The sequence below is a fragment of the Mycobacterium zoologicum genome (assembly GCF_020181635.2).
GTDB classification, from domain to species: Bacteria; Actinomycetota; Actinomycetes; order Mycobacteriales; family Mycobacteriaceae; genus Mycobacterium; species Mycobacterium zoologicum.
Genome location: NZ_JAYJJS010000012.1, coordinates 1 through 26433, shown reverse-complemented (window position 1 = coordinate 26433; position 26433 = coordinate 1). Strand labels below are relative to the sequence as shown.

Here is a 26433-nt window from a genome sequence, read left to right as displayed (position 1 = left end):
AGAGCACACGGTAAACCCTGGTACCACTGATTTCCAAGAGCCACGCGCAATTTCAGGTGAGATTATCGGCAAATGCGGCAAACCGGTTACCGCCCTAGGGAGCTGGCGGCCGGTGTTGAATCTCCCCGAATTCGCTATGGGTGACCGCCGTCAAGGAGCGGGAACGGTGCGCGGTTTCCAGTTCGGACGGCCCGCCTCAAAGGAATCGATTTGATCCAGTTTCCGCAGCGTAAGACCTATATCGTCGAGTCCTTCGGACAGCCGCCAGGCGGTGTAGTCGTCAATAGTGAACGCCACCACCGCCGTTCCGGCGGTGATATTCCGATCTTGAAGATTGACAGTGATTTCCAGCCCAGGGCTACTCTCGATGAGTTTCCAGAGCAACTCGACGTCGTCTTGAGCCACTTGGGCCGCCAGCAACCCCGCTTTGCCCGCGTTGCCCCGGAAGATGTCGGCGAACCGCGATGAGATCACCACCCGGAAGCCGTAGTCCATCAGCGCCCACACCGCGTGTTCGCGAGACGATCCCGTGCCGAAATCGGGTCCGGCCACCAGTACCGAACCCCGGTCGAAGGGACTGGTATTGAGTACAAATGACGGATCGGTGCGCCAGGTCGCGAACAGGCCGTCCTCAAATCCCGTCCGGGTGATGCGCTTGAGGTAAACGGCCGGAATGATCTGGTCGGTGTCGACATTGGACCGCCGCAGCGGCACCCCGATCCCGGTATGGGTGTGAAAAGCATCCATGACTTAGCTCCTTTAAATACCGTTGCGGGTCAGTTCAAGTCGGCCGGGGCGGATAGGGTCCCGCGGATCGCGGTGGCCGCCGCGACAACCGGAGACACCAGATGGGTACGTCCGCCCTTGCCCTGCCTGCCCTCGAAGTTGCGGTTGGAGGTTGACGCACAGCGCTGGCCGGGAGCGAGCTGGTCGGGGTTCATGCCCAGACACATCGAGCAGCCGGGCTGGCGCCACTCGGCACCCGCAGCGGTGAAAACCTCGGCCAGGCCTTCGGCTTCGGCCTGCTGACGCACCCGCATCGACCCCGGCACGACCAGCATTCGCACGCCGTCGGCCACCTGCCGCCCGCGCAGCACCTCCGCGACCGCGCGCAGGTCCTCGATGCGGCCGTTGGTGCACGACCCCACGAACACCGTGTCGACGGCGATGTCGCGCATCGGGGTGCCCGGACGTAGATCCATATAGGCCAACGCCTTCTCGGCGGCGCGGCGCTGGGCCTCGTCGAGAATGGACTCCGGGTCGGGGACCTCCGCACCCAGCGGCACCCCCTGGCCGGGGTTGGTGCCCCAGGTGACGAACGGCGTCAGTTCGCCGGCGTCCAGGTAGACCTCGGCGTCGAACACCGCGCCGGGATCGGTGCGCAGGCTGTCCCAGTAGGCGACGGCGGCGTCCCAGTCCGCGCCTTCGGGCGCATGCGGGCGCCCGCGCAGATAGTCGTAGGTGGTCGCGTCGGGGGCGACCATGCCGGCCCGGGCACCGGCCTCAATGCTCATGTTGCAGATCGTCATCCGGGCCTCCATCGACAGCGACTCGATGGCGCTGCCCCGATATTCGATGACGTAGCCCTGGCCGCCGCCGGTGCCGATCTGGGCGATCACCGCCAAGATGATGTCTTTGGCCGTGACCCCCGGCGGCAACCCACCTCCGGCTCCCCCTTCTACGTTGACCGCCATGGTCTTGAACGGCCGCAGCGGCAGCGTCTGGGTGGCCAGCACGTGCTCGACCTCCGAGGTGCCGATACCCATTGCCAGTGCGCCGAACGCGCCGTGGGTGGAGGTGTGGCTGTCACCGCAGACGACGGTCATGCCCGGCTGGGTCAGACCCAGCTGCGGCCCGATGATGTGCACGATCCCCTGCTCGTCGTCGCCCATCGGGTGCAACCGGATGCCGAACTCGGCACAGTTGTGCCGCAACGTCTCCACCTGGGTGCGCGACACCGGGTCGGCGATCGGCTTGTCGATGTCGATCGTCGGGACGTTGTGGTCCTCAGTGGCGATGGTCAGATCGGGCCGGCGCACCCTGCGGCCGGCCAGGCGCAGGCCCTCGAAGGCCTGCGGAGTGGTGACCTCGTGGATCAGGTGCAGGTCGATGTAGATGAGGTCGGGCTCGGCCTCGCCGCCGGACACCACCACATGGTCGGCCCAGACCTTTTCGGCCAGGGTGCGAGGCTGCTGCGTCTTGGACATCACTGCCATCCCCAAAATCTGGTTGATCTCACATTGTGAGACGTTAGTATCTGTATATGGGACAGCATAGCGGCATCGGAGTTCTGGACAAAGCCCTGGCGGTATTGCACACGATTGCCGAATCGCCCTGTGGTCTGGCCGAACTGTGTGAGCGCACCGGCCTCCCCCGGGCCACCGCGCACCGGCTGGCCGCCGGACTGGAGTCCCACCGATTGCTCGGCCGCGACGACGACGGCCGCTGGCAGATCGGGCCGGCGGTCACCGAACTGGCGGCCCGCGCCGACGATCCGCTGCGCAGCGTGAGCGCCACCGTGCTGCCCCGGCTGCGCGAGATCACCGGAGAGAGCGTGCAGCTCTACCGCCGCGAGGGCTCCGCGCGGGTCTGCATCGCCGCACTCGAACCTCCTGCGGGACTGCGCGACACGGTTCCCGTCGGCGCCAGACTGCCGATGACTGCCGGCTCGGGCGCCAAGGTCCTGCTGGCCTACGCCGAGCCCGCCGTGCAGCAGGAAGTGCTGGCGCAGGCCAAGTTCACGCCTCGCACGCTGGCCGAGGTGCGTCGGCGGGGGTGGGCGCAGAGCGTCGCCGAGCGCGAGCCGGGCGTGGCCAGTGTGTCGGCGCCGGTGCGCGATCGGCGCGGCACGGTGGTGGCGGCGATCTCGGTGTCGGGTCCCATCGACCGGATGGGGCGACGCCCCGGGGCGCGCTGGGCCGCCGACCTGCTCGCGTCCGCCGAAGCACTCACCGACCGGCTGTAGGACCACGTCGGCGCCGCACCTGACAGACTGCAGGCATGGGAACCAAGCAGCGCGCACAGATCGTCATGACCGACGCCGAGGTCGCCGACTTCGTCACCACCCACCGCACCGGAACACTGGCCACCATCGGGCCCGACGGCCAGCCGCACCTGACCGCGATGTGGTACGCGGTGCTCGACGGCGAGATCTGGCTGGAGACCAAGGCCAAGTCCCAGAAGGCGGTCAACCTCAAGCGCGACCCGCGGGTCAGCTTTCTGCTCGAGGCCGGCCAGACCTACGACACCCTGCGCGGGGCGTCCTTCGAGGGAGTCGCCGAGATCGTCGACGACCCGGACACCATCTTCCGGGTGGGCGTCAGCGTCTGGGAGCGCTACACCGGCCCCTACTCCGAGGAGATGAAGCCGGGCGTCGACGCGATGATGAACAACCGGGTCGCTGTGCGGATCGTCACACGCCGCACCCGGTCCTGGGATCACCGCAAGCTGGGGCTGCCGGCGATGCCGCTGGCCGGGTCCACCGCGCCGGTGGAGGACTAAGACTGCACGATCCATGCTCTGCGGCGGGGATTCTTCGTCGAACTCTTGTCGCGTACCCTCCTGATGCCGACGCGCTAATGTTCCACCCATGCCATCAGAGGCGCCCGGTCGCCGCGTCAAGGTGCTGGCTGCCGGTCTGCGCCAGCTGAGCGCTCACTGCGGGGCTGTGGGCACCGAGCTGGCCGCGGAGGCCGCTGCTCCACCGATGACCGCAACCACCTGGCAGACCAACGCGACCGCGGTACACGCCGCACGCACCGCCGCGTGCGCAGACCTGGCCAGCGCGGCCAACCACTTGAACACCCGCGCCCAGACGTACGCCAAAGCCGGCACCGACTACGCCATCGACGACCAGCACGCCGCAGCGCAGTTCACCGTCCTCGTAAGGCGCTGATGTCCGCACTGAGCGCAATGCCGGCCGGGTTGCCGACACTGCCGGAGGTGCGGTCGGCGACATTCGACCATCTCGGCTCATTCGCTGACTGGTGCGAAAGCATCTCCGCGAAGACACAGACGCAGTTCGCCGAGATCGCCCAACAGGTACGCACCCCCGGCGGTACCAACTGGGAAGGTAGCGCAGCCAACGCGGCGATCCACCACGCCGACGCCGACGTCCGGAAGCTGCGCGGCTGGGGATGGGCTCACCAGGATGCCGCCGCGGTCGCCCGACGAGGCCAGGAAACCCTGGAGGCCAGCAAGCGGTTAGTGCTTGATGCGGTCGACGACGCCGAGCGAGACGGCTTCATGGTCAGCGGCGAGTACCGGGTCGTCGACACCCGGCCGGTGCTCACCCAAGAACAACTCATCGAACGCCAGACCCAGGCCGACGCGCATTCGAGTTTCATCCGCCACCGCGTCGCCAACCTCGTTGCCAACGACGCCACTGTCGCCTCCCAACTGATAACGGCCACCGCTGATTTCGGCAACCTGAAATTCGACGAGACGCCCGGTACGACCAGTGGGAGACGCGACGGCATACAGCTGGTTGATTGGAGGCAGGACGGACCGCACCAACCCGGGGGCGGATACGGAAGCTACCACTACGGCTATGAATTCAGCACCCCCGAAGGTTGGACCAACGACCAGGTAATGTCAGAAGTGCAACATAATTTCAATAAATACTTCACGTTTACCGCGGATAAAAGTGAGATAATGAACGGCGCCAAAATAAACTTGAAAGGACCATTCGGGGAATACGAACCCGTCCAGGTAACGAGCGTTACACCCAACAGTTTCTCGTTTGTCTCACTTCCCGGTCACAGCGAAGGAGCCGGACGCGTCATCAGGTTCGACATCGTGCCAGCGCCGGCTAGTCCAATCCCCGGTCAACTCAACTGGGAACTGCAAGTTGCCGCGTCGGGGCCGTTGTCCAAGGGAAGTCTCATCCCTGGAGCCAGCTGGGCAAACAAAGCTATATGGCAAGTTTTCGCAAACAACCTGAACGCTAGGCTTCCGAGCCTTCCGCCGACCGCCACCTCGGACTGGTGAACCAATGAGACGTCTACAACCGAAGCCGCTTGCCTTCGCATTGACGGGCATGATCCTTGGATATCTGGTGTGGTCAGTAATCCTTATGGCAATAATCTTACTAACTCCGATTTATTATTGGTGGGTCACCGTTGCCGCCGTAACTCTTATTATTCTCACCTCGGCCGCATTTTTCCGGGCCCGAAAATGCAAGGGTAGGGCAATAGCCTTCGCCTACTGGTTCGCCCCACTGCTACCGTCGATCACATCGGCCTATATAGTAGTGCTCGCATTCTCCCGTTACTGACCGATCCAATTTACCGGCTCTTCCCGATTCAGAGTGCGTTGATTGGGCCTTGAAGTTGGCCGGAGTGGATCAGGGACCCTTGGAGACGCCGACGCCGAAGGTCGACGCCGTGCTATCCGCGGGGTGTGGTCAGGAATGCGCGACGACGTCAAATCATCGATCACACTTGTACCCCCGATGGGATTCGAACCCACGCTACCGCCGTGAGAGGGCGGCGTCCTAGGCCGCTAGACGACGGGGGCTAGAACAATTCCGGGTTGTCAGCATAGCCCAACCCAAACGGCCCGCCTAATCGCTTGCGGCGGACCAGTTTTGCTGGGGTACCAGGACTCGAACCTAGAATGGCTGAACCAGAATCAGCTGTGTTGCCAATTACACCATACCCCATTGGCCTCGTCAGGCCTGGCCATAACCGCTGGTCACAGTGCCGGTCGGGCACTTCGGGCCAGCCGCTTCGGGCCGACGAGCAGACTACCAAACTTCTCCCGCGAAGTTCGCATCGCGCCTAGCGCAGCCCGTCGCGGGCCGCCCGCAACCGGTCCAGACTGCGCCCCGAACCCAGCAGCTCCAGTGACTCGAACAGCGGCGGGCTGATCGTTCCGCCGGTGACGGCCACCCGGATCGGACCGAACGCCTTGCGCGGTTTGAGCTCGAGTCCATCCAGCAGCGCGGCTTTCAGGGCGGCCTCGATGCCGGCGGTGGTCCAGTTCGCCACGCCGTCCAGCGCGGCGATGGCCGCATCCAGGGTGGGCGCCGCGTCGGGCCCCAGCTCCTTGGCGGCGGCCCGCGGGTCCAGCGCGTACTCGTCGTCGTTGAAGAACTTCAGCAGTCCCCAGGCATCCCCGAGCACCACCACCCGGGTCTGTACCAGGCCCGCGGCCGTCGCGAAGTCGGCGTCGCCGAGGCCGGTGTCATGCCCGTGGGTGTCGAAGTAGGCGCGCAGCCGCGCGGTGAAGTCGTCGGCGTCCAGCAGCCGGATGTGCTCGGCGTTGAGTGCGTCGGCCTTCTTCTGGTCGAACCGGGCCGGATTGGAGTTGACGTCGGCCACGTCGAACGCCGCCACCATCTCGGTCATACTGAACACGTCACGGTCCTCGGCGATCGACCAGCCCAGCAGCGCCAGATAGTTCAGCAGGCCCTCCGGGATGAAGCCGCGGTCGCGGTGCAAGAAGAGATTCGACTGCGGGTCGCGCTTGGACAGCTTCTTGGTCCCCTCGCCCAAAACACTGGGCAGATGGGCGAATTCTGGAATCCGGTCGGCCACACCGATGCGGATCAACGCCTGATACAGCGCGATCTGACGCGGCGTCGACGGCAACAGGTCCTCACCGCGCAGCACATGGGTGATCTTCATCATCGCGTCGTCGACCGGGTTGACCAACGTGTACAGCGGGTCGCCGTTGGCGCGGGTCAGCGCGAAGTCGGGAACGGTGCCGGCGGGAAACGACGTGTGCCCGCGGACCAGGTCGTCCCAGCCCAGGTCGGTGTCGGGCATCCGCAGCCGCAGCACCGGTTTGCGCCCCTCCGCGCGGTACGCGGCGCGTTGCTCCTCGTTGAGGTCACGGTCGAAGTTGTCATAGCCCAACTTGGGGTTGCGCCCGGCGGCCAGGTGCCGGGCCTCGACCTCCTCCGGCGTGGAGAACGCCTCGTAGGCCTCCCCCGCGGCCAGCAACTGCGCCACCACGTCCCGGTGGAGTTCGGCGCGCTGCGACTGCCGATACGGGCCATACGGCCCACCCACCTCCGGGCCCTCGTCGAAGTCCAGCTGCAGCCAGCGCAGCGCGTCCAGCAGCGCCAGATAGCTCTCCTCGCTGTCGCGCTCGGCGTCGGTGTCCTCGACCCGGAACACCAGCGTCCCGCCGGTGTGCCGCGCGTAGGCCCAGTTGAACAGCGCGGTGCGGATCAGCCCGACGTGCGGGGTGCCCGTCGGTGACGGGCAGAACCGGACGCGAACAGCAGATTCGGTCACGACTTTCCTTTGCGGATAACCGGATTTGTCAAAGCGCCGATGCCTTCGACCGACACCGACACGGTGTCGCCGTGCTCGATCGGGCCGACGCCGTCGGGGGTGCCGGTGAGGATGATGTCGCCCGGCAGCAGGGTCATCACCGCGGAGATCCACTCCACAATGGCACCGACGTCGTGCATCATCAGCGAAGTCCGGCTGTCCTGCTTGACCGAGCCGTTGACCTCGGTGCGGATAGCCAGGTCACCCGGGTCGAGGTCGGTGACGATCCACGGCCCGATCGGGCAGAAGGTGTCGTGGCCTTTGGCCCGGGTCCACTGCCCGTCGGAGGCCTGCTGCTCGCGCGCCGACACGTCGTTGCCGATGGTGTAGCCCAGAATGTTGTCGCGGGCCCGAGCGGCCGGGACGTCCTTGCAGGGCCGCGAGATCACCACGGCCAGTTCACCTTCGAAGTGGACCGGGAAGGCGTCGGCAGGTAGCTGAATCGGAACGTTCGGCCCGATGATCGCGGTGTTGGGCTTGAGGAACATCACCGGGTTGGCCGGTGGGGCGCCACCCATCTCAGCGATGTGCGCGGCGTAGTTCTTGCCGATGCAGACCACCTTGGACGCCAGGATCGGGGCCAGCAGACGCACGTCGGCCAGCGGCCACGAGCGTCCGGTGAACTCCGGTGTTCCGAAGGGGTGTTCGGCGATCTCGCGAGCCGTCATCTCATGGGGCCGGCCGGCATCGCCCTCCAGACTGACGAAGGCGACACCGTCCGGGCTGGCAATTCGACCTAGACGCATTCGGCAAGCCTAACCAGCGCGGCGCGGGCTGCCTCACCAGCAGGTAGGTCTGTGGAACCATGGTCGGATGTCCGCGGAGCCGATCAGTACGGCCGCACGCTGGTCGGTGATGATCGTCGCGCTGCTGGCGACCATGTGCTCGTTCGTCTTCATCAACGGCATCGCGTTCGTCATCCCGATGCTGGAGACCAAACGCGACACCAATCTGGCGGTCGCCGGTCTGCTGGCCTCGATGCCCAGCTTCGGCATGGTGCTGACACTGTTCGCCTGGGGAGCCCTGCTGGACCGGGTCGGCGAACGGATCGTGCTGGCCGCCGGCTCGGCGCTGACCGCGCTGGCCACCTTCGGCGCCGCGTCGATGAGCTCACTGGTCGGAGTGGGCGCCTTCCTGTTCCTGGGCGGGATGGCCGCCGCCAGCGCCAACAACGCCAGCGGCCGGCTGGTCACCGGCTGGTTCCCGCCGCACCAGCGCGGGCTGGTGATGGGGATCCGCCAGACCGCGCAGCCGCTGGGAATCGCATTGGGCGCCGAGGTGATACCGGACCTGGCCGAGCACGGCCTGTCCCGGGCATTGATGTTCCCGGCGACACTGTGCGCGGTGGCGGCGGTGGCCTGCGCCATCGGGATCGTCGATCCTCCGCGCCGGCCACGTTCGGCCGCAACGGTTTCCGAGTTGGCCAACCCCTACGCCGACTCGAAGGTGTTGTGGCGCATCCATCTGTCGTCGGCACTGCTGATGGTTCCGCAGTGCATGCTCGCCACCTTCATGCTGGTGTGGCTGATCGTCGACACCAACTGGTCGATCGCCGCGGCCGCCTCGCTGGTCACTGTCTCGCAGTTGCTGGGCGCGATCGGCCGGGTGCTGGCCGGGCGATGGTCGGACCGAGTTCGATCGCGGCTGCGACCGGTCCGCAGTATCGCCGTCGGCAGCGCGCTGGCCATGTCGGCTCTGGCGGTGACCGATCATCTGCACTGGCAACTGGCCCCGACCGCGATCGTCATCGCGGCGTTCATCAGTGTGCTGGACAACGGGCTGTCGTCCACCGCCGTCGCCGAGATCGCCGGACCGTACTGGAGCGGACGCTCGCTGGGCATCCAGAACACCACCCAGCGGCTCACCGCCGGTATCGCTCCCCCGCTCTTCGGTGCGCTGATCGGCGCGGTCGGTTATCCGCTGGCGTTCGCGGTGTGCGGACTGTTCCCGCTTGCCGCGACCGGGCTGGTCCCGGTGCACGCCGAGCCCGAGGGCCGCTCGGTGCTCGAGGCGTTGCGCACGCTGCGGGTGCCGCCGCAACCGCCTCCCGACCCGCCCGGCCATCCGGGACAGGCCGTACCGTCGAAGAGATGACTGACACCGGTGACTACCGACTGCGCACACCGACGCTGACCGACGGCCAGGCCCTGTGGCAGATGGCCGTCGACAGCACCACCCTCGACGTCAACTCGCCGTACGCGTACCTGCTGTGGTGCCGCGATTTCGCCACCACATCGGTGATCGCCGAGCGCGGCGGCGCTCCGGCCGGGTTCGTCACCGGCTACCGGCGCCCGCAGCAGCCGGAGACCCTGATGGTCTGGCAGGTGGCGGTGAACGGCGCGCACCGCGGTGCCGGGCTGGCCGGCCGTATGCTTGATCATCTGGTGGCCGCGCAACTGCCCAATGGCGTCACACATATCGAGACGTCGATCACACCCGACAACGACGCCAGCCGGCGGCTGTTCAGCGCCTTCGCCCGCAGGTGGGACGCCACGTTGAACTGCTCGGAACTGTTCGGGACCAGGCTGTTTCCCGAGTCACATCTGTCCGAGGACCTGTTTCGGATCGGGCCACTGCGGGTACCAAATACCCGCTAGACACGGCCCGGCACGGTTGAGATAACGGTTTGATATCGGTAACGTCGCGTTCGCGTAAACGTGAACTCTGGCCGACCGTGGCCGGAGCATCCCGAGCGGGGTGGTGGGTCGGGCGGGAGAAGGCCCGCGACACCGAAAATCGACCTGTCGTTCCGTTCCGTTGTTTGTGATCGACGGACGGAGGAACCATGACCATTTTTGAAACCCTCGAATCCGAGGTGCGAAGTTATTGCCGATCCTGGCCGGTGACATTCGACCGGGCCAGCGGCTCCCGGATGTGGGATGTCGACGGCAAGGAATACCTGGACTTCTTTGCCGGCGCCGGTGCGCTGAACTACGGCCACAACAACCCGGCACTGCGTGGTCCGTTGCTGGACTACCTGAGTTCGGACCGGGTGGTGCACAGCCTCGACATGAATACCGTGGCCAAAGGCCGGTTCCTGGAGCGGTTCGAGGAGGTGATCCTCAAGCCACGCGGGCTCGACTACAAGGTCCAGTTCCCCGGACCGACCGGAACCAACACTGTGGAGGCGGCGCTGAAACTGGCCCGCAAGATCACCGGGCGCGAGTCGATCATCAGCTTCACCAACGCGTTTCACGGCATGACACTGGGGGCGCTGAGTGTCACCGGCAATTCGATGAAACGCGGCGGAGCGGGCATTCCCTTGGTGCACGCCACCCCGATGCCCTACGACAACTACCTCGACGGTGTCGTCCCCGACTTCATCTGGTTCGAACGACTGCTGCAGGACAGCGGCAGCGGCCTCAACGACCCGGCCGCGGTGATCGTCGAAACCGTTCAGGGTGAGGGCGGCATCAACGTGGCCCGACTGGAATGGCTGCGCGGCCTGGCCGATTTGTGCCAGCGCCACGAGCTGCTGCTGATCGTCGACGACGTCCAGATGGGTTGCGGCCGAACGGGCCCGTTCTTCAGCTTCGAGGCGGCCGGGATCGTCCCCGACATCGTCTGCCTGTCCAAGTCGATCAGCGGCTACGGGCTTCCGATGGCGCTCACCCTTTTCAAGCCGGAGCTCGATGTGTGGGATCCCGGTGAGCACAACGGCACCTTCCGCGGCCAGAACCCGTCGTTCGTCACCGCCACCGCAGCGCTGGACTACTGGTCGGACAATCGGCTGGAGAAGTCCGTGCTGCGCAAGGGCGAATTGATCGAGCAATCACTGGCCGAGGTGGTGGAGCCGTTGGACGGGATCAGCACCCGCGGTCGCGGCCTGATCCGCGGCGTGGCCTTCGAACGCCCGGAACTGGCCGGCGAAGTCTGCCGAGAGGCGTTCGAACGGGGCCTGCTGCTGGAATCCTCCGGCCCCGAAGGCGAAGTCGTGAAACTGATGCCGGCGCTGACCATCGACGACGACGATCTTGCCGAAGGACTCACCATCACAGCCCAATCGATCGAGGCGGTCGCCGCCAGGGAACTCGTCGGAACAACCTCAGGAGCCAATCGATGATCGTTCGTACTCTCACCGAGATCAAGGGCACCGACCGCGACGTGCAGTCCAAGACCTGGAACAGCCAGCGTCTGCTGCTCGCCCGCGACGGTCAGCGGTTCTCGATGCACGAGACGATCCTGTACGCCGGCACCGAGACCGCGATGTGGTACGCCAACCACGTCGAGGCGGTGTATTGCGTCGGTGGCGAGGGCGAGTTGATCAATGACGAGACGGGTGAGACCTTTCCACTGACAGACGGCACCCTGTATCTGCTGGACGGCCATGAGCACCACCGGGTTTCGGCTCACACCGATCTGCGTATGGTGTGCGTCTTCGATCCGCCGGTGACCGGGCAGGAGGTGCACGATGAGACGGGCGCCTATCCCCTGCTCATCGAAGAGCCACAACAGGCCGTGCCGTGACGATCGCCGTCGCCGACCACTACCCCACCCGTAACGACGTCACGATCGGTATCCAGCCACGCCATGACCCGGTGGTCTGGGCTCCCGAGAACAGCGGAGGCCCATTGGATGCCAACGGTGTCAGCAGGTTCGACGCCGACGGGTTCCTGGCGATCGACAGCCTGCTCGACGCCGACGTGGTCGCAGACCTGAGCCATGAGCTGGACATGCTGCGCGCCGACCCGGTCCTGGCGGCAGACGAGCGGTCGATCCGCGAGCGCGACAGCGGGCAGATCCGGTCCATCTTCGAGGTACATCGGATCAGCTCGGCGTTCGCCGCGCTGGTGGCCGACCCCCGCCTGGTCGGTCCGGCCCGCCAACTACTGGGCTCGGATGTGTACGTGCATCAGAGCCGGGTGAACTTCAAGCCGGGTTTCAACGGCCGAGAGTTCTACTGGCACTCCGACTTTGAGACCTGGCATGCCGAAGACGGCATGCCAGCCCCGCGTGCGGTCAGCGTGTCGGTGGCCCTGACCGAGAATCTCGACACCAATGGCTCGCTGATGATCATGCCGGGCTCGCACCGCTGGTTCGTGTCGTGCCCGGGCCAGACGCCGCCGGATCACTACCGATCATCGTTGATGCAGCAGGAGATCGGCACGCCCGACGACGAAAGTCTGTCGTGGCTGGCCGAGCAGCACGGTATCCGCCAGATCACCGGCCCGGCCGGATCGGCGGTCTTCTTCGACAGCAACTGCATGCACGGGTCCAGCAGCAACATCACGCCCTATCCACGCTCGAATGTGTTCATCGTCTACAACAGCGTGGACAACGCCCTGGCGCAGCCCTACGGCGCCGCCGCACCGCGGCCGACGTTCATCGCCAGCCGCGTCTTCGACCCGGTGTAGGTCCGCCGGCCTCTCCCCGGCCTCTCCCCGGCCTCTCCCCCGGCGAGAGTGCACAAAGGTACGTCGCTACCCTCGAAACGCCGTACTGATGTGCACGGTCGCCGGAGGAGGAGTGCGGGTGCGTCGCTGGTCGATCCTGGGCCTGGCCCTGACGGCGACGTTGTGCGCCAACGTGTTCATCAACGGTGTCGCCTTCCTCATCCCCACCCTGCACAGCGACCGCGGGCTGGATCTGGCCCAGGCCGGGCTGCTGTCGTCGCTGCCGAGCTTCGGCCTGGTGGCCACGCTGATCGCCTGGGGCTATCTGGTGGACCGACTCGGCGAGCGCCTGGTACTGGTGGCCGGCTCGGCGCTCACCGCGCTGGCGGCATTCGGCGCATCCTCGGCCGGCTCGCTGACCGCCACCGGGGCGTTCCTGCTGTTGGGCGGGATGGCCGCGGCCAGCAGCAACAGCGCCAGCGGGCGACTGGTGGTCGGCTGGTTCCCGGCGCATCAGCGTGGCCTGGCGATGGGTATTCGCCAGACCGCTCAACCACTGGGGGTTGGGTTGGGCGCCTTGGTGATTCCCCGCGTGGCCGAGCACCACGGCATCGGCGCGGCACTGCTGTTCCCGGCGGCGGTATGTGCGGCCTCCGCCCTGGCCTGCGCGGTGGGGATCAGCGATCCGCCACGCCCGCCGCGCGCCGAAGCGCCTGCCGAACATCTGGCCAACCCGTATCGCGGTTCGACACTGCTGTGGCGGATCCACGCGATGTCGGTGCTGCTGGTGGTGCCGCAGGTCATGGTGTGGACGTTCATGCTGGTGTGGCTGATGACCGAACGCGGCTGGACGGCGGGCGCGGCCGGAACTCTGGTCACGGTGAGCCAACTGCTGGGGGCGGCCGGCCGGATCAGCGCCGGGCGGTGGTCGGATCATGTCGGATCGCGGCTGCGCCCGATCCGCACCATCGCCGCCGCGGCCGCACTGACCATGATCGCTCTGGCGGCGGCCGCCTGGGCCGGCTGGCCGGTCAGTATCGCGCTGATGGTGGTGGCCTCGGTGATCACCGTGTCGGACAACGGATTGGCGTTCACCGCGATCGCCGAAATCGCCGGGCCGTTCTGGAGCGGACGCGCCCTGGGCACCCAGAACACCAGCCAGCACTTCGCGGCCGGGCTCGCGCCGCCCCTGTTCGGAACCCTGATCGGGGCGGCCGGCTATCCGCTGGCGTTCGCGGTCTGCGCGATCTTCCCACTGGCCGCACTGCCGCTGGTACCCGCCGACGCTGATTCCTAGCGCCACCGTGCAGATGTGTCCGCCCCGACCAGGGGTTTTAGCGGATGTTTGCGCACGGTCGCGGGGAAGGAGAACCCTAGAGCAGGCCCAGAATCCGATCACCGGCCGCGGCGGTGGACAACTTCTGGCCACCCCGGGTGGCCAGGTGCCGTTCGACAGCCGCGTCGACCCGGGCGGCGGCGTCACGCTCGCCGATGTGGTTGAGCAGCAAGCCGACCGACATCACTGCGGCAGTCGGGTCGGCGATGCCCTGCCCGGCGATGTCGGGCGCGCTGCCGTGCACCGGCTCGAACATCGACGGGTTGGCCCCGGTGGCGTCGATGTTGCCGCTCGCCGCCAGCCCGATCCCACCGCACACCGCGCCCGCCAGGTCGGTGATGATGTCGCCGAACAGGTTGTCGGTGACGATCACGTCGAACCGGCCGGGGTCGGTGGCCAGGTAGATGGTGGCGGCGTCGACGTGGCAGTAGGCCGTCTCGACGTCCGGGTAGTCGTGGGCGATCTCGGCCACCGTACGGGTCCACAGTGAGCCGGCGTAGGCCAGCACGTTGTTCTTGTGCACCAGGGTCAGGTGCTTACGCCGGGCCCGGGCCTTCTCGAACGCGAAACGCACCACCCTGGCCACGCCGTAGGCGGTGTTCACGCTGACCTCGGTGGCGACCTCGTGCTCGGTGCCGACCCGCAGCGCGCCGCCGTTGCCGGTGTAGGGCCCCTCGGTGCCTTCCCGCACCACCAGGAAGTCGATCTCGCCCGGGTCGGCCAGCGGACTGGCCACCCCCGGATACAGCCGGCTGGGACGCAGGTTCACGTGATGGTCCAACGCGAACCGGGCGTGCAGCAGCAGCCCGCGCTCCAGCAGACCGGGCGGCACCGACGGGTCGCCGATCGCACCGAGCAGGATCACGTCGTGGCCGCGGATCTCTTGGAGAACCGAGTCCGGCAGCACCTCGCCGGTGGCGTGATAACGCTTGGCGCCCAAGTCATAACCGGTCTTCTCGGTACCGGGCAGCACCGCGTCGAGCACCTTGACGGCCTCAGCGATGACCTCCGGGCCGATCCCGTCGCCTGGGATGACCGCGAGTTTCAGGCTCATGACAGGTCGACCTCTTCGATCTTGTTCGCCTTGACCGCCGCGCTGATCGCCGAGGCGACATCGGCGGGCACCGGACGGTCCACCCGCAGCAACACCGTCGCCCCGGGACCCTCGGCGTCTTCGGAGAGCTGTGCGGCCGCGATGTTGATCTCGGCGGACCCCAACAACGTGCCGATCTTGCCGAGCGCACCGGGCTGGTCGGAGTAGTTGATGATCAGGTTGACGCCCTGAGCCCGCAGATCGAAGTTGCGCCCGTTGATCATGACGATCTTCTCCACCTGCTGCGGACCCGACAGCGTGCCGGCCACCGTCACCACCGACCCGTCGGCGGTGACCGCCCGCAACTCGACGACGCTGCGGTGGTTGGGGCTTTCGGTGGCGGTGCCGATCTCGGCGTCCACCCCGCGCTCGGCGGCCAGGGCCGGAGCGTTGACGAAGGTCACCGGGTCTTCGATGACGGCCGAGAACAGTCCGCGCAGAGCCGAAAGTCGCAGTATCGCCACGTCTTCGGCGGCCAGCTCACCGCGCACCTGCACCGACAAAGACACCGGCAGTCCGTCGGATAGCACTCCGGCCAGCAGCCCGAGCTTGCGCACCAGATCCAGCCAGGGCGCCACTTCCTCATTGACCGCACCGCCGCCCACGTTGACCGCGTCGGGAACGAACTCCCCGGCGAGCGCCAGTTTCACGCTCTTGGCGACATCGGTACCGGCGCGATCCTGCGCCTCGGCGGTGGAGGCACCCAGGTGCGGAGTCACCACCACCTGCGCCAGGTCGAACAGCGGCGAGTCGGTGCACGGCTCGGTGGCGAACACATCCAGGCCGGCGCCGCGGACGTGGCCGCTGGTGATGGCCTCGGCCAACGCGGCCTCGTCGATCAGCCCGCCGCGGGCGGCGTTGACGATGATCACCCCCGGCTTGGTCTTGGCCAGTGCCTCCTTGCCGATCAGCCCGGCAGTCTCCGGCGTCTTGGGCAGGTGAACCGAGATGAAGTCGGCGCGGGCCAACAGGTCGTCGAGGGACAGCAGTTCGATGCCGAGCTGCGCCGCTCGTGCGGCCGACACGTAGGGGTCGTAGGCCACGATGTGGGCGCCGAAGGCCGCCAGCCGCGCGGCGACCAGCTGTCCGATCCGGCCCAGGCCGACCACGCCGACGGTGTGGTCGAAGATCTCGGTGCCCGAGAACGACGAGCGCTTCCACTCATGGTTGTGCAGGGTGGCGTCGGCGGCGGGGATCTGCCGCGCGGCGGCCAGCATCAGCGCGATCGCGTGCTCGGCGGCGCTGTGGATGTTGGACGTCGGGGCGTTGACCACCAGCACCCCGCGCGCGGTGGCGGCGTCAACGTCGACGTTGTCCAAGCCCACCCCGGCGCGGGCCACGATCTTGAGTTTGGTTCCGGCCGCGAGCACCTCGGCGTCGACGGTGGTGGCCGACCGCACCAGCAGTGCGTCGGCTTCCGGAACCGCGGCCAGGAGCTTCTCTCGGTCCGGGCCATCCACCCAGCGCACTTCGACCTGGTCACCGAGGGCGGCAACGGTGGATTGGGCGAGTTTGTCAGCGATCAGAACCACGGGCAGAGTCACCCGGACAGCGTAGTGGGCGGTCGCGAGCGCGGCGGAGCCGGGCAACCCGCATGCCCCACACCCGAGTGCGGCCTGCCCCTCCAGAGACGGCGCAATTTATTCGACTGGACGCGATACGTCAATGCATTGCGTCATCCGCACAGGTTATTACCAGATATTTGCTGACAAGTTGCCAGGCTCAGTGTAGCTTCAGCTTATGTGTGTTGTTTGTCACAAAACTTCATAGGCGTGTCACAGTTCACACTCAGAGGAGGATTCCCATGCGTACTACACTCCGACCCCTTGCCCTCGCGGGCGCCACGCTGATCAGCGCCAGTGCCATCGCCGCCACCCCTGTACTGGTGGCCCCGGCGAACGTGCCGATGCCGGCCATCGAGCTCACTGCCGACGTGAGCGACATCCTGGGCAACTTCGACCTGTCCGGGATCCTCAACGGCCTCACCGACTTCCTGAACACCCTCAACCTGTCCGACATCTTCGACGGACTGCTCGGCAACATCGACTTGTCCGAGATCTTCGGCGAGTTCAGCCAGCTGCTCGGCAACATCGACTTCTCGGCGATCTTCGACAGCTTCAACGACTTCCTGAGCACCTTCGACTTCACCGGCCTGCTCAACAGCCTCGGCGACTTCCTGGGCGGCCTGGACCTGTCCGGATTCCTCGACGGACTGGGCGACATGCTGGGTGGCCTGGATCTGACCGGAATCCTCAACGGCCTCACCGACTTCCTGACCAACTTCGACATGTCCAACGTCTTCGCCAGCGTCGGCGACTTCCTGACCGACTTCGACGTACCCGGCCTGGTCTCCGACCTGCACCTGACCGCACTGCTGGAAAGCCTGAACGCGTCCGGCCTGCTCGACGGCTTGATGGGTGGCCTGCTCGGTGGCCTGCTCGACCTGTAGTCCTGCCGATACTGAAGACGAGTGGCCCCTTCCCAAAGGAAGGGGCCACTCGTCTTTCTGCCCGCTGATACCAGCGGCGAACCTCAGGCGGTCTCGGTGATCGGCCGGTCCACCCAGCTCATCAGGTCGCGCAGCTTCTTGCCGGTGACCTCGATCGGGTGCTCGGCGTTGGCCTTACGCAGACCTTCCAGCTCCTTGTTGCCGCCTTCGACGTTGGCCACCAGGCGCTTGACGAAGGTGCCGTCCTGGATGTCGGACAGGATGTCGCGCATCCGCTGCTTGGTGTCGGCGTCGATCACCCGCGGCCCGGACAGGTAGCCGCCGAACTCCGCGGTGTCGGACACCGAGTAGTTCATCCGGGCGATCCCACCCTCATACATCAGGTCGACGATCAGCTTGAGCTCGTGCAGCACCTCGAAGTAGGCCATCTCCGGGGCGTAGCCCGCCTCGACCATCACCTCGAAGCCGGCCTTGACCAGTTCCTCGGTGCCGCCGCAGAGCACGGCCTGCTCGCCGAAGAGGTCGGTCTCGGTCTCCTCTTTGAAGGTGGTCTTGATGACGCCCGCCCGCGTGCCGCCGATGCCCTTGGCGTAGGACAGCGCCAGCGCCTCGCCGGTGCCGGTCGGGTCTTGGGCGACCGCAATCAGCGAGGGCACGCCCTTGCCGTCGACGAACTGCCGGCGCACCAGGTGACCCGGGCCCTTGGGCGCGACCATCCCGACGGTGATGTCGGCGGCCGGCTTGATCAGACCGAAGTGGATGTTGAGGCCGTGGCCGAAGAACAGCGCGTCACCAGACTTGAGGTTGGGCTCGATGTCGTTTGTGAAGATCTCGGCCTGCGCGGTGTCGGGTGCCAACAGCATGATCACGTCGGCCCACTTGGCGACCTCGGCCGGGGTGTCGACCTCCAGGCCCTGCTCGGTGACCTTAGCCCGCGACTTGGAGCCCTCCTTGAGACCCACCTTCACCTGCACACCGGAGTCGCGCAGGCTCAACGAGTGCGCGTGGCCCTGACTGCCGTAGCCGATCACACCGACCTTGCGGCCCTGGATGATCGACAGGTCGGCGTCGTCGTCGTAGAACATCTCAACTGCCACTGGTTTTCTTCCTTACTATCTCTTCGTTGGGAAACTATTTGGCCGTACCGATGCCGCGCGGACCGCGCGCCAACGATACGAGACCCGATTGGACGATCTCGCGGATGCCGTAGGGCTCCAGCACCCGTAGCAGCGCCTCGAACTTGGCCGGGGTGCCGGTGGCCTCGATGATCAACGACTCCGGCGAAACGTCGATCACCCTGGCGCGGAACAGATTCACGGCCTCGACGATCTGCCCGCGGGTCCCGGCATCAGCGCGGACCTTGATCAGGGCGATCTCGCGGGCCACCGAATTGTCGTCTTCCTGCTCGACGATCTTGATGACGTTGATCAGCTTGTTGAGCTGCTTGGTGATCTGCTCGAGCGGGGTGTCCTCCACCGAGACGACGATCGTCATCCGGGACATGTTCTTGGTCTCGGTGGCGCCCACGGCCAGCGACTCGATGTTGAAGCCACGCCGGGAGAACAGTGCCGCAACCCGAGCCAGCACACCGGGTTTGTCTTCGACCAGCACCGACAGCGTATGCGTCTTCCAAGACATCAGGCGTGTCCTTCGTTGTCGTTGTCGTCGAACAGCGGCCGAATTCCGCGAGCGGCCTGGATCTCGTCGTTGCTGGTACCGGCGGCCACCATCGGCCACACCTGCGCGTCGGCACCGACGATGAAGTCGATCACCACCGGACGGTCGGTGACCGCCCGGGCCGCATTGATCACGTCTTCAACGTCTTCTTCACGCTCGCAACGCAATCCGACACAGCCCAGCGCCTCGGCCAGCATCACGAAGTCCGGAATGCGGTGCGAGTGGGTGGCCAGGTCGGTCTGCGAATACCGCTCGCCGTAGAACAGGGTCTGCCATTGGCGCACCATGCCCAGGTTGCCGTTGTTGATCAGCGCCACCTTGATCGGGATTCCCTCGATGGCGCAGGTGGCCAGCTCCTGGTTGGTCATCTGGAAGCAGCCGTCGCCGTCGATGGCCCACACCTCGGCCTCCGGGCTGCCCATCTTGGCACCCATCGCCGCCGGAATGGCGAATCCCATGGTGCCCAGTCCCCCGGAGTTCAGCCAGGTGCGGGGCTTCTCGTAGGAGACGAACTGCGCGGCCCACATCTGGTGCTGGCCCACGCCGGCGACATAGATCGCGTCAGGTCCGGCGATGCGGCCCAGCTTCTCGATCACCAACTCCGGCGACAGGCTGCCGTCACTCTGCGGCCCGTAGCTCAGCGGATAGGTCGAGCGCAGGTCGTCCAGGTAGGCCCACCAGTCGGCGAGGTCCAGGCCGACATCTGCCTTGTCGTGACGCAGGGCGGCGATCAACTCTGTGATGACGGCCTTGACGTCGCCGACGATCGGGACGTCGGCGTGCCGGTTCTTGCCGATCTCAGCCGGGTCGATGTCGGCGTGGATCACCTTGGCGTCCGGGGCGAACGAGTCCAGCTGGCCGGTGACCCGGTCGTCGAACCGGGCGCCCAGGGTGATCAGCAGGTCCGATTTCTGCAGGCCGGCAACGGCCGACACGGCGCCGTGCATGCCGGGCATGCCGAGGTGCTGGCGGTGGCTGTCCGGGAAGGCGCCACGGGCCATCAGGGTGGTGACCACCGGAATGCCGGTCATCTCTGCCAGCTCACGCAGCTCGGCGCAGGCGTCGCCGCGGATCACGCCGCCGCCGACGTAGAGCACCGGGCGGCGTGCCGCGGCGATCAGCTTGGCGGCCTCGCGGACCTGCCGATTGTGCGGCTTGATGGTGGGCTTGTAGCCGGGCAGGTCGAGCCGCGGCGGCCAGGCGAACGTGCACTGGCCCTGCAGCACGTCCTTGGGGATATCGACCAGAACTGCTCCGGGCCGCCCGCTTGCCGCGATGTGGAACGCCTCGGCCAGCGCCCGCGGGATGTCGTCGCCGTTGCGAACCAGGAAGTTGTGCTTGGTGATCGGCATGGTGATGCCGGAGATGTCGGCCTCTTGGAAGGCGTCGGTGCCGATCAGCTGGCGACCGACCTGCCCGGTGATCGCGACCACCGGGATGGAGTCCATCTGCGCGTCGGCCAGCGGGGTGACCAGGTTGGTGGCACCGGGGCCCGAGGTGGCCATGCACACCCCGACCCGGCCGGTGGCGTGCGCGTAGCCACTGGCGGCATGGCCGGCGCCCTGCTCATGGCGCACCAGCACATGGCGCAGCTTCTTCGAGTCGAACAACGGGTCATAGACCGGCAACACGGCACCGCCGGGGATGCCGAAGATGACGTCGACGTCGAGTTCCTCCAGCGACCGGATCACCGACTGGGCGCCGGTCATCTGCTCGGGCGCGACGCGCTTGGCGGGTGACTTGGTTTCCGTCCCGTTGGCTGACTGCTGCGCTGCCGACCGCTCGGGCGGTCGTGTGGTGGGTGCGCTCACGATTTCCTCTTCGATTCCGCTGGTGCTCTGGACTGGTGGCAACAAAAAACCCCCGCCAGCTCAGCTGCTGCACGAGGGTTGCGCGTTGGTGGTTGAAAGCTCAGGCAACAACCAACGCGCAGGGGGCTACTACGAGCATGCCGTTGTCCATAGCCGATGACGGTAGTCGCTGCACCGACCGGCAGTCAAACCCTGGTCAGTGCAGATGATCGACCAGGGCGCCCTGCTCGCCGAAGAGCTCCGCCTCCCAGTGCTCCAGCAGCGCCGCGTTGTCCTGGTCATCGGGATGGAAACCCGGCCGCAGGTACTCCCCCAACCGGCGGAAGACCGCGCGGGTCAGGAACGGCGAATGCCGCAGGGCGGCAAAACTGCGGACGAGCCGTACCGGGTGATAGGAGGCCCGGTCGGCGAAGAGCGAGATGATGGTGTTCACCACGACGGCGAGCGGGAAAGTGAACCGGATGATCCGCATCGTGCGGATGCGCCGGGTCTCGTCACCGCCGACCGCGCGATAGACGTCGAATGCCACCGAACGGTGCTCGGACTCCTCAATGGCGTGCCACAGCAGCATGGACCGCACTTCGGTGGTGCCGAGCAGGGCCTGGGCCCGCTCGTCGGACAGCAGCGTCTCGGCGAATACGGCGGTGAAGTGTTCGAGCGCCGCAGTGATGGCCAGGCAGGTCAGCGGCGAGAACCGGCGTTCGACGGCGGCCTGCCGGCGGGCCACCAGCCGGTCGATCCTGCGCGTCGGGTAACCCATCTCGTGCAGCCGCTCGTTGAGCGCACGGTGCTCGCGGCCGTGGGTCATCTCCTGGCCGATGAATCCTTTGACCTGATCTTTGAGATCGGGGTCGGTGATCTGATCGGCGTAGCGGCGCACCGAACGAATGAAGAAGTCCTCACCCTCGGGGAACACCGCCGACAGGTGCGCGATCATGTGGCTCATCACCAGGTCGCCGGCGACGAAGTGACGATCCAGCGCCGCCACCGGGTAGCTGAACCGGATGCGGCGCGGCTGTACCGCCGGGTGGTGGTTCTCGTTGGCGGTCATGACTCCCTCTCGGGTGGTGGGTCTGTAGGGCCGGTCACCAGTGGCCGAACCAGCATTTTGAAAGTGTTGAGAACGTCGTTGGTGGCCACCGGTTCATGGCCCTCTATCGACCGCGACATCGCAAGGCCGTTCATCAACACGAAAGCCATCTGCAGGCCGATGCGCGACCGTGGGGCGGCGACACCAGCGGGGTCGGCCGGGCCGAGCAGTTGGTCGTAGACGCGCTCGCAGGCTTCCGCGAACTGCCGATCGGTTTCGATGACCGCCGGCGCCAGGTCCGGGTCAGTGCGCGCCGCCACCCACAGTTCGTGTGTCGCGGTGAAGGTCGGACCGGAGAACATCGACCACAGCAGGTCGAAGGCCTCGTCAAGCTTGTCGGCGGCGGGATCGAGTCCTGCCATCAACACCTCGAACTCCTCGATGCGCCGGTTCAGCGAGAACTCGATGGCCGCGGTCAGCAGGCCGATCTTCGAAGGGAAGTGACCTTGCAGCGCCCCCACCGAGACCCCGGCACGGCGGGCCACCTCGGTGGTCGTCGTGCCCTTGAATCCGACCTCTACCAGGGCGTCGAGGGTGGCGTCCAGCAGCGCACGCCGGGTCTCGGCAGTGCGCTCCGCCTGGGTGCGGCGGGGCTTAGTGGGTTGGGTGGGCGTCACCCGCTCATCATTATGAACTAAAAATAAGTAGTCAATATTTATTCTTTGTGCGGACCCCGCCGCCGTGTAGATCAGCCCAGCGGGTTCGCCCCGTTGAGGAACACCCACATCGCCACGCCGCCGGCGATGCCGAGGAGCAGAGCCGCGACCGATCCGATGAACGGCCGCCGAGCCCAGCCACGGTCGCCGTCCAGCCCGTACCGGCCCGGACCGACCAGCACGATCGCCACCGCGACGACGATCAGCATGAGGTGGAACTCGTGGCCCTCGGGAAGAAACACCGCAAAGCGGCCCTGCTCGTGCGAGACACCGGCCAGCACGCCGTTGATCAGGTAGGCCAGTGCGCCGGCGGCGGCCAACGGGGTGAACAACCCGAGCACCAGCAGCAGGCCGGCGGCGATCTGACCCCCGCCCGCGGCGTAGGTGAGGATGTCGGCGTGCTGGTAGCCGGCGGCCGAGATCGAGTCCTGGAACCCGTTCAGGCCCGCACCGCCCCACCAGCCGAACAGCTGGCGCAGCCCGTGCGCCACCAGCAGGATGCCCAGACCCAACCGCAGGATCAGCAGGCCCAGGTCCTGGGTGCCGCGACGGTCCACCGCACGAAACGGCTCGTCGGCGTCGACAGCCCCGGCCAGCCGTCCGCCGGCGGGCTGCGGCTCGGCATACGGCAACGGGTGGTAATCGCCGCCGATGCCGCGGGCACCGGTGGGGTCGTAGGGCGGAATGGCTGCGGTCTCGAAATCACCGGTATAGGTCGGTGATGGCATGTCGTCCTCCGGATCTACCAGACGTGCCGATTTGGGACGCCTTTTGCCTGCGTCGGCAGTCTCATCCGGCTTGCGCCAGCGTGAGCCCTCACCTTGACTGGTCACCCAGCCAGGGTAAGGGCAACCCGGATCGGATTGGGGATTTGAACGGCTTCGTTAGCGAATCGAATCCGGCCCGGTACAGCCCGGACAACGCCGCGGGAGTCTTCGCCCGGAGCGGACTTCCTGGCGAGAACGGACCGGGGGTCCGTAACCTGACGGGCATGCGTATGCGCGGGGCGGTTCAGCGGATGCCAGTTGTCCTGTGCACGGCACTCCTGACGCTGACCGGCTGCGCGCATTTCGACGACGCACAGTCGCAGCCGTTCACCACCGTGCCCCGCCGCGGGATGGCGCCAGCCACCACGCCCCCGCCTCCCCCACCGCTGCCGGCGAATCCGTTCCCCAAGCAATGCCCGGCACCCGGGGTGATGCAGGGCTGCCTGGAGAGCACCAGCGGCCTGATCATGCACGCCGACAGCAAATCCGCCCTGGTCGCCGAGCGGACCACCGGTGCGGTCAAAGAGGTCTCGCTGAGCGCCGAGCCCAAGGTGAAGACGGTCATCGGCGTCGATCCGGCCGGCGACGGCGGGCTGATGGACATCGTGCTGTCCCCCACCTACGCGCAGGACCGGCTGATGTACGCCTACATCAGCACCCCGACCGACAACCGGGTGGTTCGGGTCGCCGACGGCGACGTCCCCAAAGACATCCTGACCGGAATCCCCAAGGGGGCGACCGGCAACACCGGCGCGCTGATCTTCACCAGCCCCACCACGCTGGTGGTGCAGACCGGTGACGCGGGCAACCCGGCGGCGGCAGCCGATCCCGGATCCACAGCAGGCAAGGTGCTGCGCATCGAGCAGCCGACCACGGTCGGACAGGCCGCCCCCACCACCGCGCTGAGCGGGCTGGGCGCCGGCGGCGGGATGTGCGTCGACCACGTCGACGGTTCGCTCTACGTCACCGACCGCAGCCCCGGCGGCGACCGCCTGCAGCGCATCACCAAGGACTCCCAGGTCTCGACCGTGTGGACCTGGCCGGACAAGCCCGGTGTGGCCGGCTGCGCCGCGATGGACGGGATCGTGCTGGTCAACCTGGTCAACACCAAGCAGACCGTGGCGGTCCGGTTGGCCGCCGGCACCGGTTCGGTCAGCAGCGAGCCCGAGGTCATGCGCCAGGACACCCACGGCCACGTCTGGGCGGTGAAGATGTCTCCCGACGGCAACGTCTGGGGCGCGACGGTGAACAAGACCGCCGGCGATGCCGAGAAGCTCGACGACGTTGTGTTCCCGCTGTTCCCGTCCGGCGGCGGCTTCCCGCGGGCCAACGACGACAAGGACTGATCGAGCGGGACCGGCTGCCAGCCAGCTGGACCCCGGTCCACCAGATCACCCCGACGCTCCACCGTAAATCCACTTATCTCTGAGACTTTCCTGTCAATTTCTTAACGGTCCGTAGCGCGAAGTCGTCGCAAAGTTCGGAAAAAGCCATCTCGACCTCGTCTTATTGCTATAGAGCTATTTGTGGATTCACAACTTACTTTCACGTAGCATTCCATCCGCCGTGTCAACCGTCACGCGCTAGTAACAAGGAGACCCATGCAACACCTCGCCCCCGCCCCCTGGGTTGCCGCCGGAATCGCGCTCATCGGCGCCGGCGCCATCGCCGCCACTCCGGTCGCCGCGCTGCCCACCCGGCTTGACTCGCCCGCGGTCGCACTGACCGCCGGTATCGATGTCTTCGGAGCCTGGCAGGACGTGTTCGACACCGCCAAGGCAAACATCACCACGCTGTCGGACAACGCTTCGCTCGTCGCCGGGCAGCAACTGATCGCAGACCTGGTCAACGGCACGTCGATCGATCCGCAGGCGGTCGTTGACGCCATCGTGCAACCCAACATGGCAACCGACCTGCCGATGTCTCCGCTGCTGCTGAGCAACGACGCGCTGCAGGCGCTGATCACGCTGGTGATGCCGCAGTTCATGCCCAGCGACTTCCCCCTCACCACCGAGCAGCTCACGCCGATCCTGTCGTTCCTGGCCTCCCCGTTCAGCGGCGTGCTGATGGGTGCTATCGGCCCGTCGATCGCTCCGCTGGTAGCGCTGGGCAACAGCTTCACCGACATCAGCAACGCCCTGACCGGCGACGACCCGGACTGGAACACGGCCCTGCAGGACATCGTCAACATCCCGGCCAACATGGTCGGCGGCCTCCTCAACGGCGCGACGCTCAACCTCGATGCCCTGCTGCCGACCCTGACGGAAGCCGGCCTGCTCCCCGAGAATTTGGACGTCACCGCACTGAGCTACACGTTCGGCGGGCTGTTGTCACCCGGCGTCACCGGCACCGACGTCGAGGGCTTCGTCAACTTGATCTCCGACGGCAGTTCCCCCGGCATCGGCGGCTCGATCATCAACGGACTGGGGCTGACCACCGGCCTCATGGGCTTCCCGCTGGTGGTTGAGGGCCAGGGCGTCGGATCGATCGGCGCTTGGGAGAGCCTGGACCAGATCATCGCCGCCGCGCTGGGCTGGGACGGTGCCAGCGACCCGCTCGACGGTCTGCTCGGCTCCATCTGAATCTGCGGATGACCGCGAAGTGGCCCCCTTGACGAAGGGGGCCACTTCTGCGTCGCGAGGCATGCGGCACCCATCGCCCGGCCGGTTCTCACAAAACCATTACCGACTCCGCCCGAGCGCCTTAAATATCAGCCTTACGTTGGGAATCGAGCGGTCGACAGAACGACCGTCCAGCGAAAAGGATGACGACACCATGTTGATCGACGTTCGGTGGCTGCAGTACATCTTGGACCATCTGGGCCACCACTCGACACGTCAGCAGCCGCAGCCGTACGCCGCCATCGCGGCCTGATCCGCGCAGGACTAGACGGTATGGGGGGCTGGGGCCTCACTCACATGTGAACGTGGGTTGCCGA

General features: G+C 66.6%; 25 protein-coding genes and 2 tRNA genes. 13 read left to right on the top strand and 14 right to left on the bottom strand.

Features of this window, described 5'->3' with window-relative positions:
* Positions 1-150: 150 nt before the first annotated feature.
* The gene (gene leuD / locus K6T84_RS11640) at positions 151-747 is read right to left on the bottom strand and encodes a 3-isopropylmalate dehydratase small subunit (protein ID WP_224861357.1); all 597 of its coding nucleotides are present in this window, start codon (positions 745-747) and stop codon (positions 151-153) included.
* A gap of 29 nt (positions 748-776) precedes the next feature.
* The gene (gene leuC, locus K6T84_RS11635; RefSeq protein WP_224865856.1) at positions 777-2207 is read right to left on the bottom strand and encodes a 3-isopropylmalate dehydratase large subunit; all 1431 of its coding nucleotides are present in this window, start codon (positions 2205-2207) and stop codon (positions 777-779) included.
* A 56-nt stretch (positions 2208-2263) separates the two neighbouring features.
* Between leuC and K6T84_RS11630 the strand changes: the two genes are divergently transcribed.
* The 4 genes from K6T84_RS11630 (at position 2264) to K6T84_RS11615 (ending at position 4989) form a co-directional block, all read left to right on the top strand.
* The gene (locus K6T84_RS11630; RefSeq protein ID WP_225400326.1) at positions 2264-2965 is read left to right on the top strand and encodes an IclR family transcriptional regulator; all 702 of its coding nucleotides are present in this window, start codon (positions 2264-2266) and stop codon (positions 2963-2965) included.
* Between the two features lie 35 nt (positions 2966-3000).
* Positions 3001-3501 (top strand): pyridoxamine 5'-phosphate oxidase family protein, encoded by a 501-nt coding sequence (locus tag K6T84_RS11625; protein ID WP_224861360.1) that lies wholly within the window; start codon positions 3001-3003, stop codon positions 3499-3501.
* Between the two features lie 88 nt (positions 3502-3589).
* Entirely contained in the window at positions 3590-3895 is a 306-nt protein-coding gene (locus tag K6T84_RS11620; RefSeq protein ID WP_224861362.1) for a hypothetical protein, read from the top strand.
* Complete coding sequence (locus K6T84_RS11615; protein WP_224861364.1) at positions 3895-4989, top strand: hypothetical protein; 1095 nt, start codon at positions 3895-3897, stop codon at positions 4987-4989. Before K6T84_RS11620 ends, K6T84_RS11615 begins: the two co-directional genes overlap by 1 nt.
* Positions 4990-5444: 455 nt before the next feature.
* Here the strand turns inward: K6T84_RS11615 and K6T84_RS11610 are convergent.
* The 4 genes from K6T84_RS11610 to K6T84_RS11595 all read right to left on the bottom strand — a co-directional run bounded on the left by K6T84_RS11610 (position 5445) and on the right by K6T84_RS11595 (position 8029).
* A tRNA-Glu gene (locus tag K6T84_RS11610) sits at positions 5445-5517 on the bottom strand.
* A gap of 73 nt (positions 5518-5590) precedes the next feature.
* Positions 5591-5662, bottom strand: a tRNA-Gln gene (locus K6T84_RS11605).
* 118 nt (positions 5663-5780) lie between these two features.
* Positions 5781-7244: a glutamate--tRNA ligase gene (gene gltX / locus K6T84_RS11600; RefSeq protein WP_225400327.1), complete on the bottom strand. Its 1464-nt coding sequence runs from the start codon at positions 7242-7244 to the stop codon at positions 5781-5783.
* Entirely contained in the window at positions 7241-8029 is a 789-nt protein-coding gene (locus tag K6T84_RS11595) for a fumarylacetoacetate hydrolase family protein (protein WP_225400328.1), read from the bottom strand. Before K6T84_RS11595 ends, gltX begins: the two co-directional genes overlap by 4 nt.
* Positions 8030-8096: 67 nt before the next feature.
* Here K6T84_RS11595 and K6T84_RS11590 point away from each other — a divergent pair, with 67 nt between their 5' ends.
* The 6 genes from K6T84_RS11590 (at position 8097) to K6T84_RS11565 (ending at position 13913) form a co-directional block, all read left to right on the top strand.
* Positions 8097-9377 (top strand): MFS transporter, encoded by a 1281-nt coding sequence (locus K6T84_RS11590; protein ID WP_225400329.1) that lies wholly within the window; start codon positions 8097-8099, stop codon positions 9375-9377.
* Positions 9374-9880, top strand: coding sequence for a diaminobutyrate acetyltransferase (gene ectA, locus K6T84_RS11585; protein ID WP_225400330.1), 507 nt, complete (start codon positions 9374-9376; stop codon positions 9878-9880). Before K6T84_RS11590 ends, ectA begins: the two co-directional genes overlap by 4 nt.
* Before the next feature lie 188 nt (positions 9881-10068).
* Positions 10069-11346: a diaminobutyrate--2-oxoglutarate transaminase gene (gene ectB, locus K6T84_RS11580; RefSeq protein ID WP_225400331.1), complete on the top strand. Its 1278-nt coding sequence runs from the start codon at positions 10069-10071 to the stop codon at positions 11344-11346.
* The gene (locus tag K6T84_RS11575; RefSeq protein ID WP_224861375.1) at positions 11343-11750 is read left to right on the top strand and encodes an ectoine synthase; all 408 of its coding nucleotides are present in this window, start codon (positions 11343-11345) and stop codon (positions 11748-11750) included. The genes ectB and K6T84_RS11575 overlap by 4 nt, the downstream gene beginning before the upstream one ends.
* Positions 11747-12637, top strand: a complete 891-nt coding sequence (gene thpD, locus K6T84_RS11570) for an ectoine hydroxylase (RefSeq protein ID WP_224861377.1) — start codon at positions 11747-11749, stop codon at positions 12635-12637. The genes K6T84_RS11575 and thpD overlap by 4 nt, the downstream gene beginning before the upstream one ends.
* A gap of 118 nt (positions 12638-12755) precedes the next feature.
* Positions 12756-13913 (top strand): MFS transporter, encoded by a 1158-nt coding sequence (locus K6T84_RS11565; RefSeq protein ID WP_224861379.1) that lies wholly within the window; start codon positions 12756-12758, stop codon positions 13911-13913.
* A gap of 76 nt (positions 13914-13989) precedes the next feature.
* Here the strand turns inward: K6T84_RS11565 and K6T84_RS11560 are convergent, their stop codons facing one another.
* Both K6T84_RS11560 and serA read right to left on the bottom strand, forming a co-directional pair.
* The gene (locus K6T84_RS11560; RefSeq protein ID WP_224865858.1) at positions 13990-15000 is read right to left on the bottom strand and encodes a 3-isopropylmalate dehydrogenase; all 1011 of its coding nucleotides are present in this window, start codon (positions 14998-15000) and stop codon (positions 13990-13992) included.
* 2 nt (positions 15001-15002) lie between these two features.
* The gene (gene serA, locus K6T84_RS11555; protein WP_224861381.1) at positions 15003-16589 is read right to left on the bottom strand and encodes a phosphoglycerate dehydrogenase; all 1587 of its coding nucleotides are present in this window, start codon (positions 16587-16589) and stop codon (positions 15003-15005) included.
* A 260-nt stretch (positions 16590-16849) separates the two neighbouring features.
* On the opposite strand from serA, the gene K6T84_RS11550 reads away from it, so the two are divergent.
* Positions 16850-17494, top strand: a complete 645-nt coding sequence (locus tag K6T84_RS11550) for a hypothetical protein (protein ID WP_225400332.1) — start codon at positions 16850-16852, stop codon at positions 17492-17494.
* An 83-nt stretch (positions 17495-17577) separates the two neighbouring features.
* Here K6T84_RS11550 and ilvC read toward each other — a convergent pair whose 3' ends face one another.
* From ilvC to K6T84_RS11520, 6 genes are all read right to left on the bottom strand, one after another.
* Positions 17578-18591, bottom strand: coding sequence for a ketol-acid reductoisomerase (ilvC, locus tag K6T84_RS11545; RefSeq protein ID WP_526025540.1), 1014 nt, complete (start codon positions 18589-18591; stop codon positions 17578-17580).
* A gap of 34 nt (positions 18592-18625) precedes the next feature.
* A complete protein-coding gene (gene ilvN / locus K6T84_RS11540) occupies positions 18626-19132 on the bottom strand; it encodes an acetolactate synthase small subunit (protein WP_224861394.1) in 507 nt (168 codons plus the stop codon).
* Positions 19132-20982 carry an acetolactate synthase large subunit gene (locus tag K6T84_RS11535; protein WP_224861396.1) on the bottom strand — a complete coding sequence of 617 codons (1851 nt, stop codon included), beginning with the start codon at positions 20980-20982 and terminating at the stop codon, positions 19132-19134. Before K6T84_RS11535 ends, ilvN begins: the two co-directional genes overlap by 1 nt.
* 196 nt (positions 20983-21178) lie before the next feature.
* Positions 21179-22033, bottom strand: a complete 855-nt coding sequence (locus K6T84_RS11530; protein WP_224861398.1) for a metal-dependent hydrolase — start codon at positions 22031-22033, stop codon at positions 21179-21181.
* Complete coding sequence (locus tag K6T84_RS11525) at positions 22030-22689, bottom strand: TetR/AcrR family transcriptional regulator (protein WP_224861400.1); 660 nt, start codon at positions 22687-22689, stop codon at positions 22030-22032. The genes K6T84_RS11530 and K6T84_RS11525 overlap by 4 nt, the downstream gene beginning before the upstream one ends.
* A 71-nt stretch (positions 22690-22760) precedes the next feature.
* Complete coding sequence (locus tag K6T84_RS11520) at positions 22761-23561, bottom strand: DoxX family membrane protein (RefSeq protein ID WP_224861402.1); 801 nt, start codon at positions 23559-23561, stop codon at positions 22761-22763.
* A gap of 158 nt (positions 23562-23719) precedes the next feature.
* Here K6T84_RS11520 and K6T84_RS11515 point away from each other — a divergent pair, with 158 nt between their 5' ends.
* Both K6T84_RS11515 and gjpA read left to right on the top strand, forming a co-directional pair.
* Positions 23720-24841, top strand: a complete 1122-nt coding sequence (locus K6T84_RS11515; protein ID WP_224861404.1) for a PQQ-dependent sugar dehydrogenase — start codon at positions 23720-23722, stop codon at positions 24839-24841.
* 255 nt (positions 24842-25096) lie between these two features.
* The gene (gene gjpA / locus K6T84_RS11510; protein ID WP_224861406.1) at positions 25097-26077 is read left to right on the top strand and encodes an outer membrane porin GjpA; all 981 of its coding nucleotides are present in this window, start codon (positions 25097-25099) and stop codon (positions 26075-26077) included.
* The last annotated feature ends 356 nt before the right edge of the window (positions 26078-26433 follow it).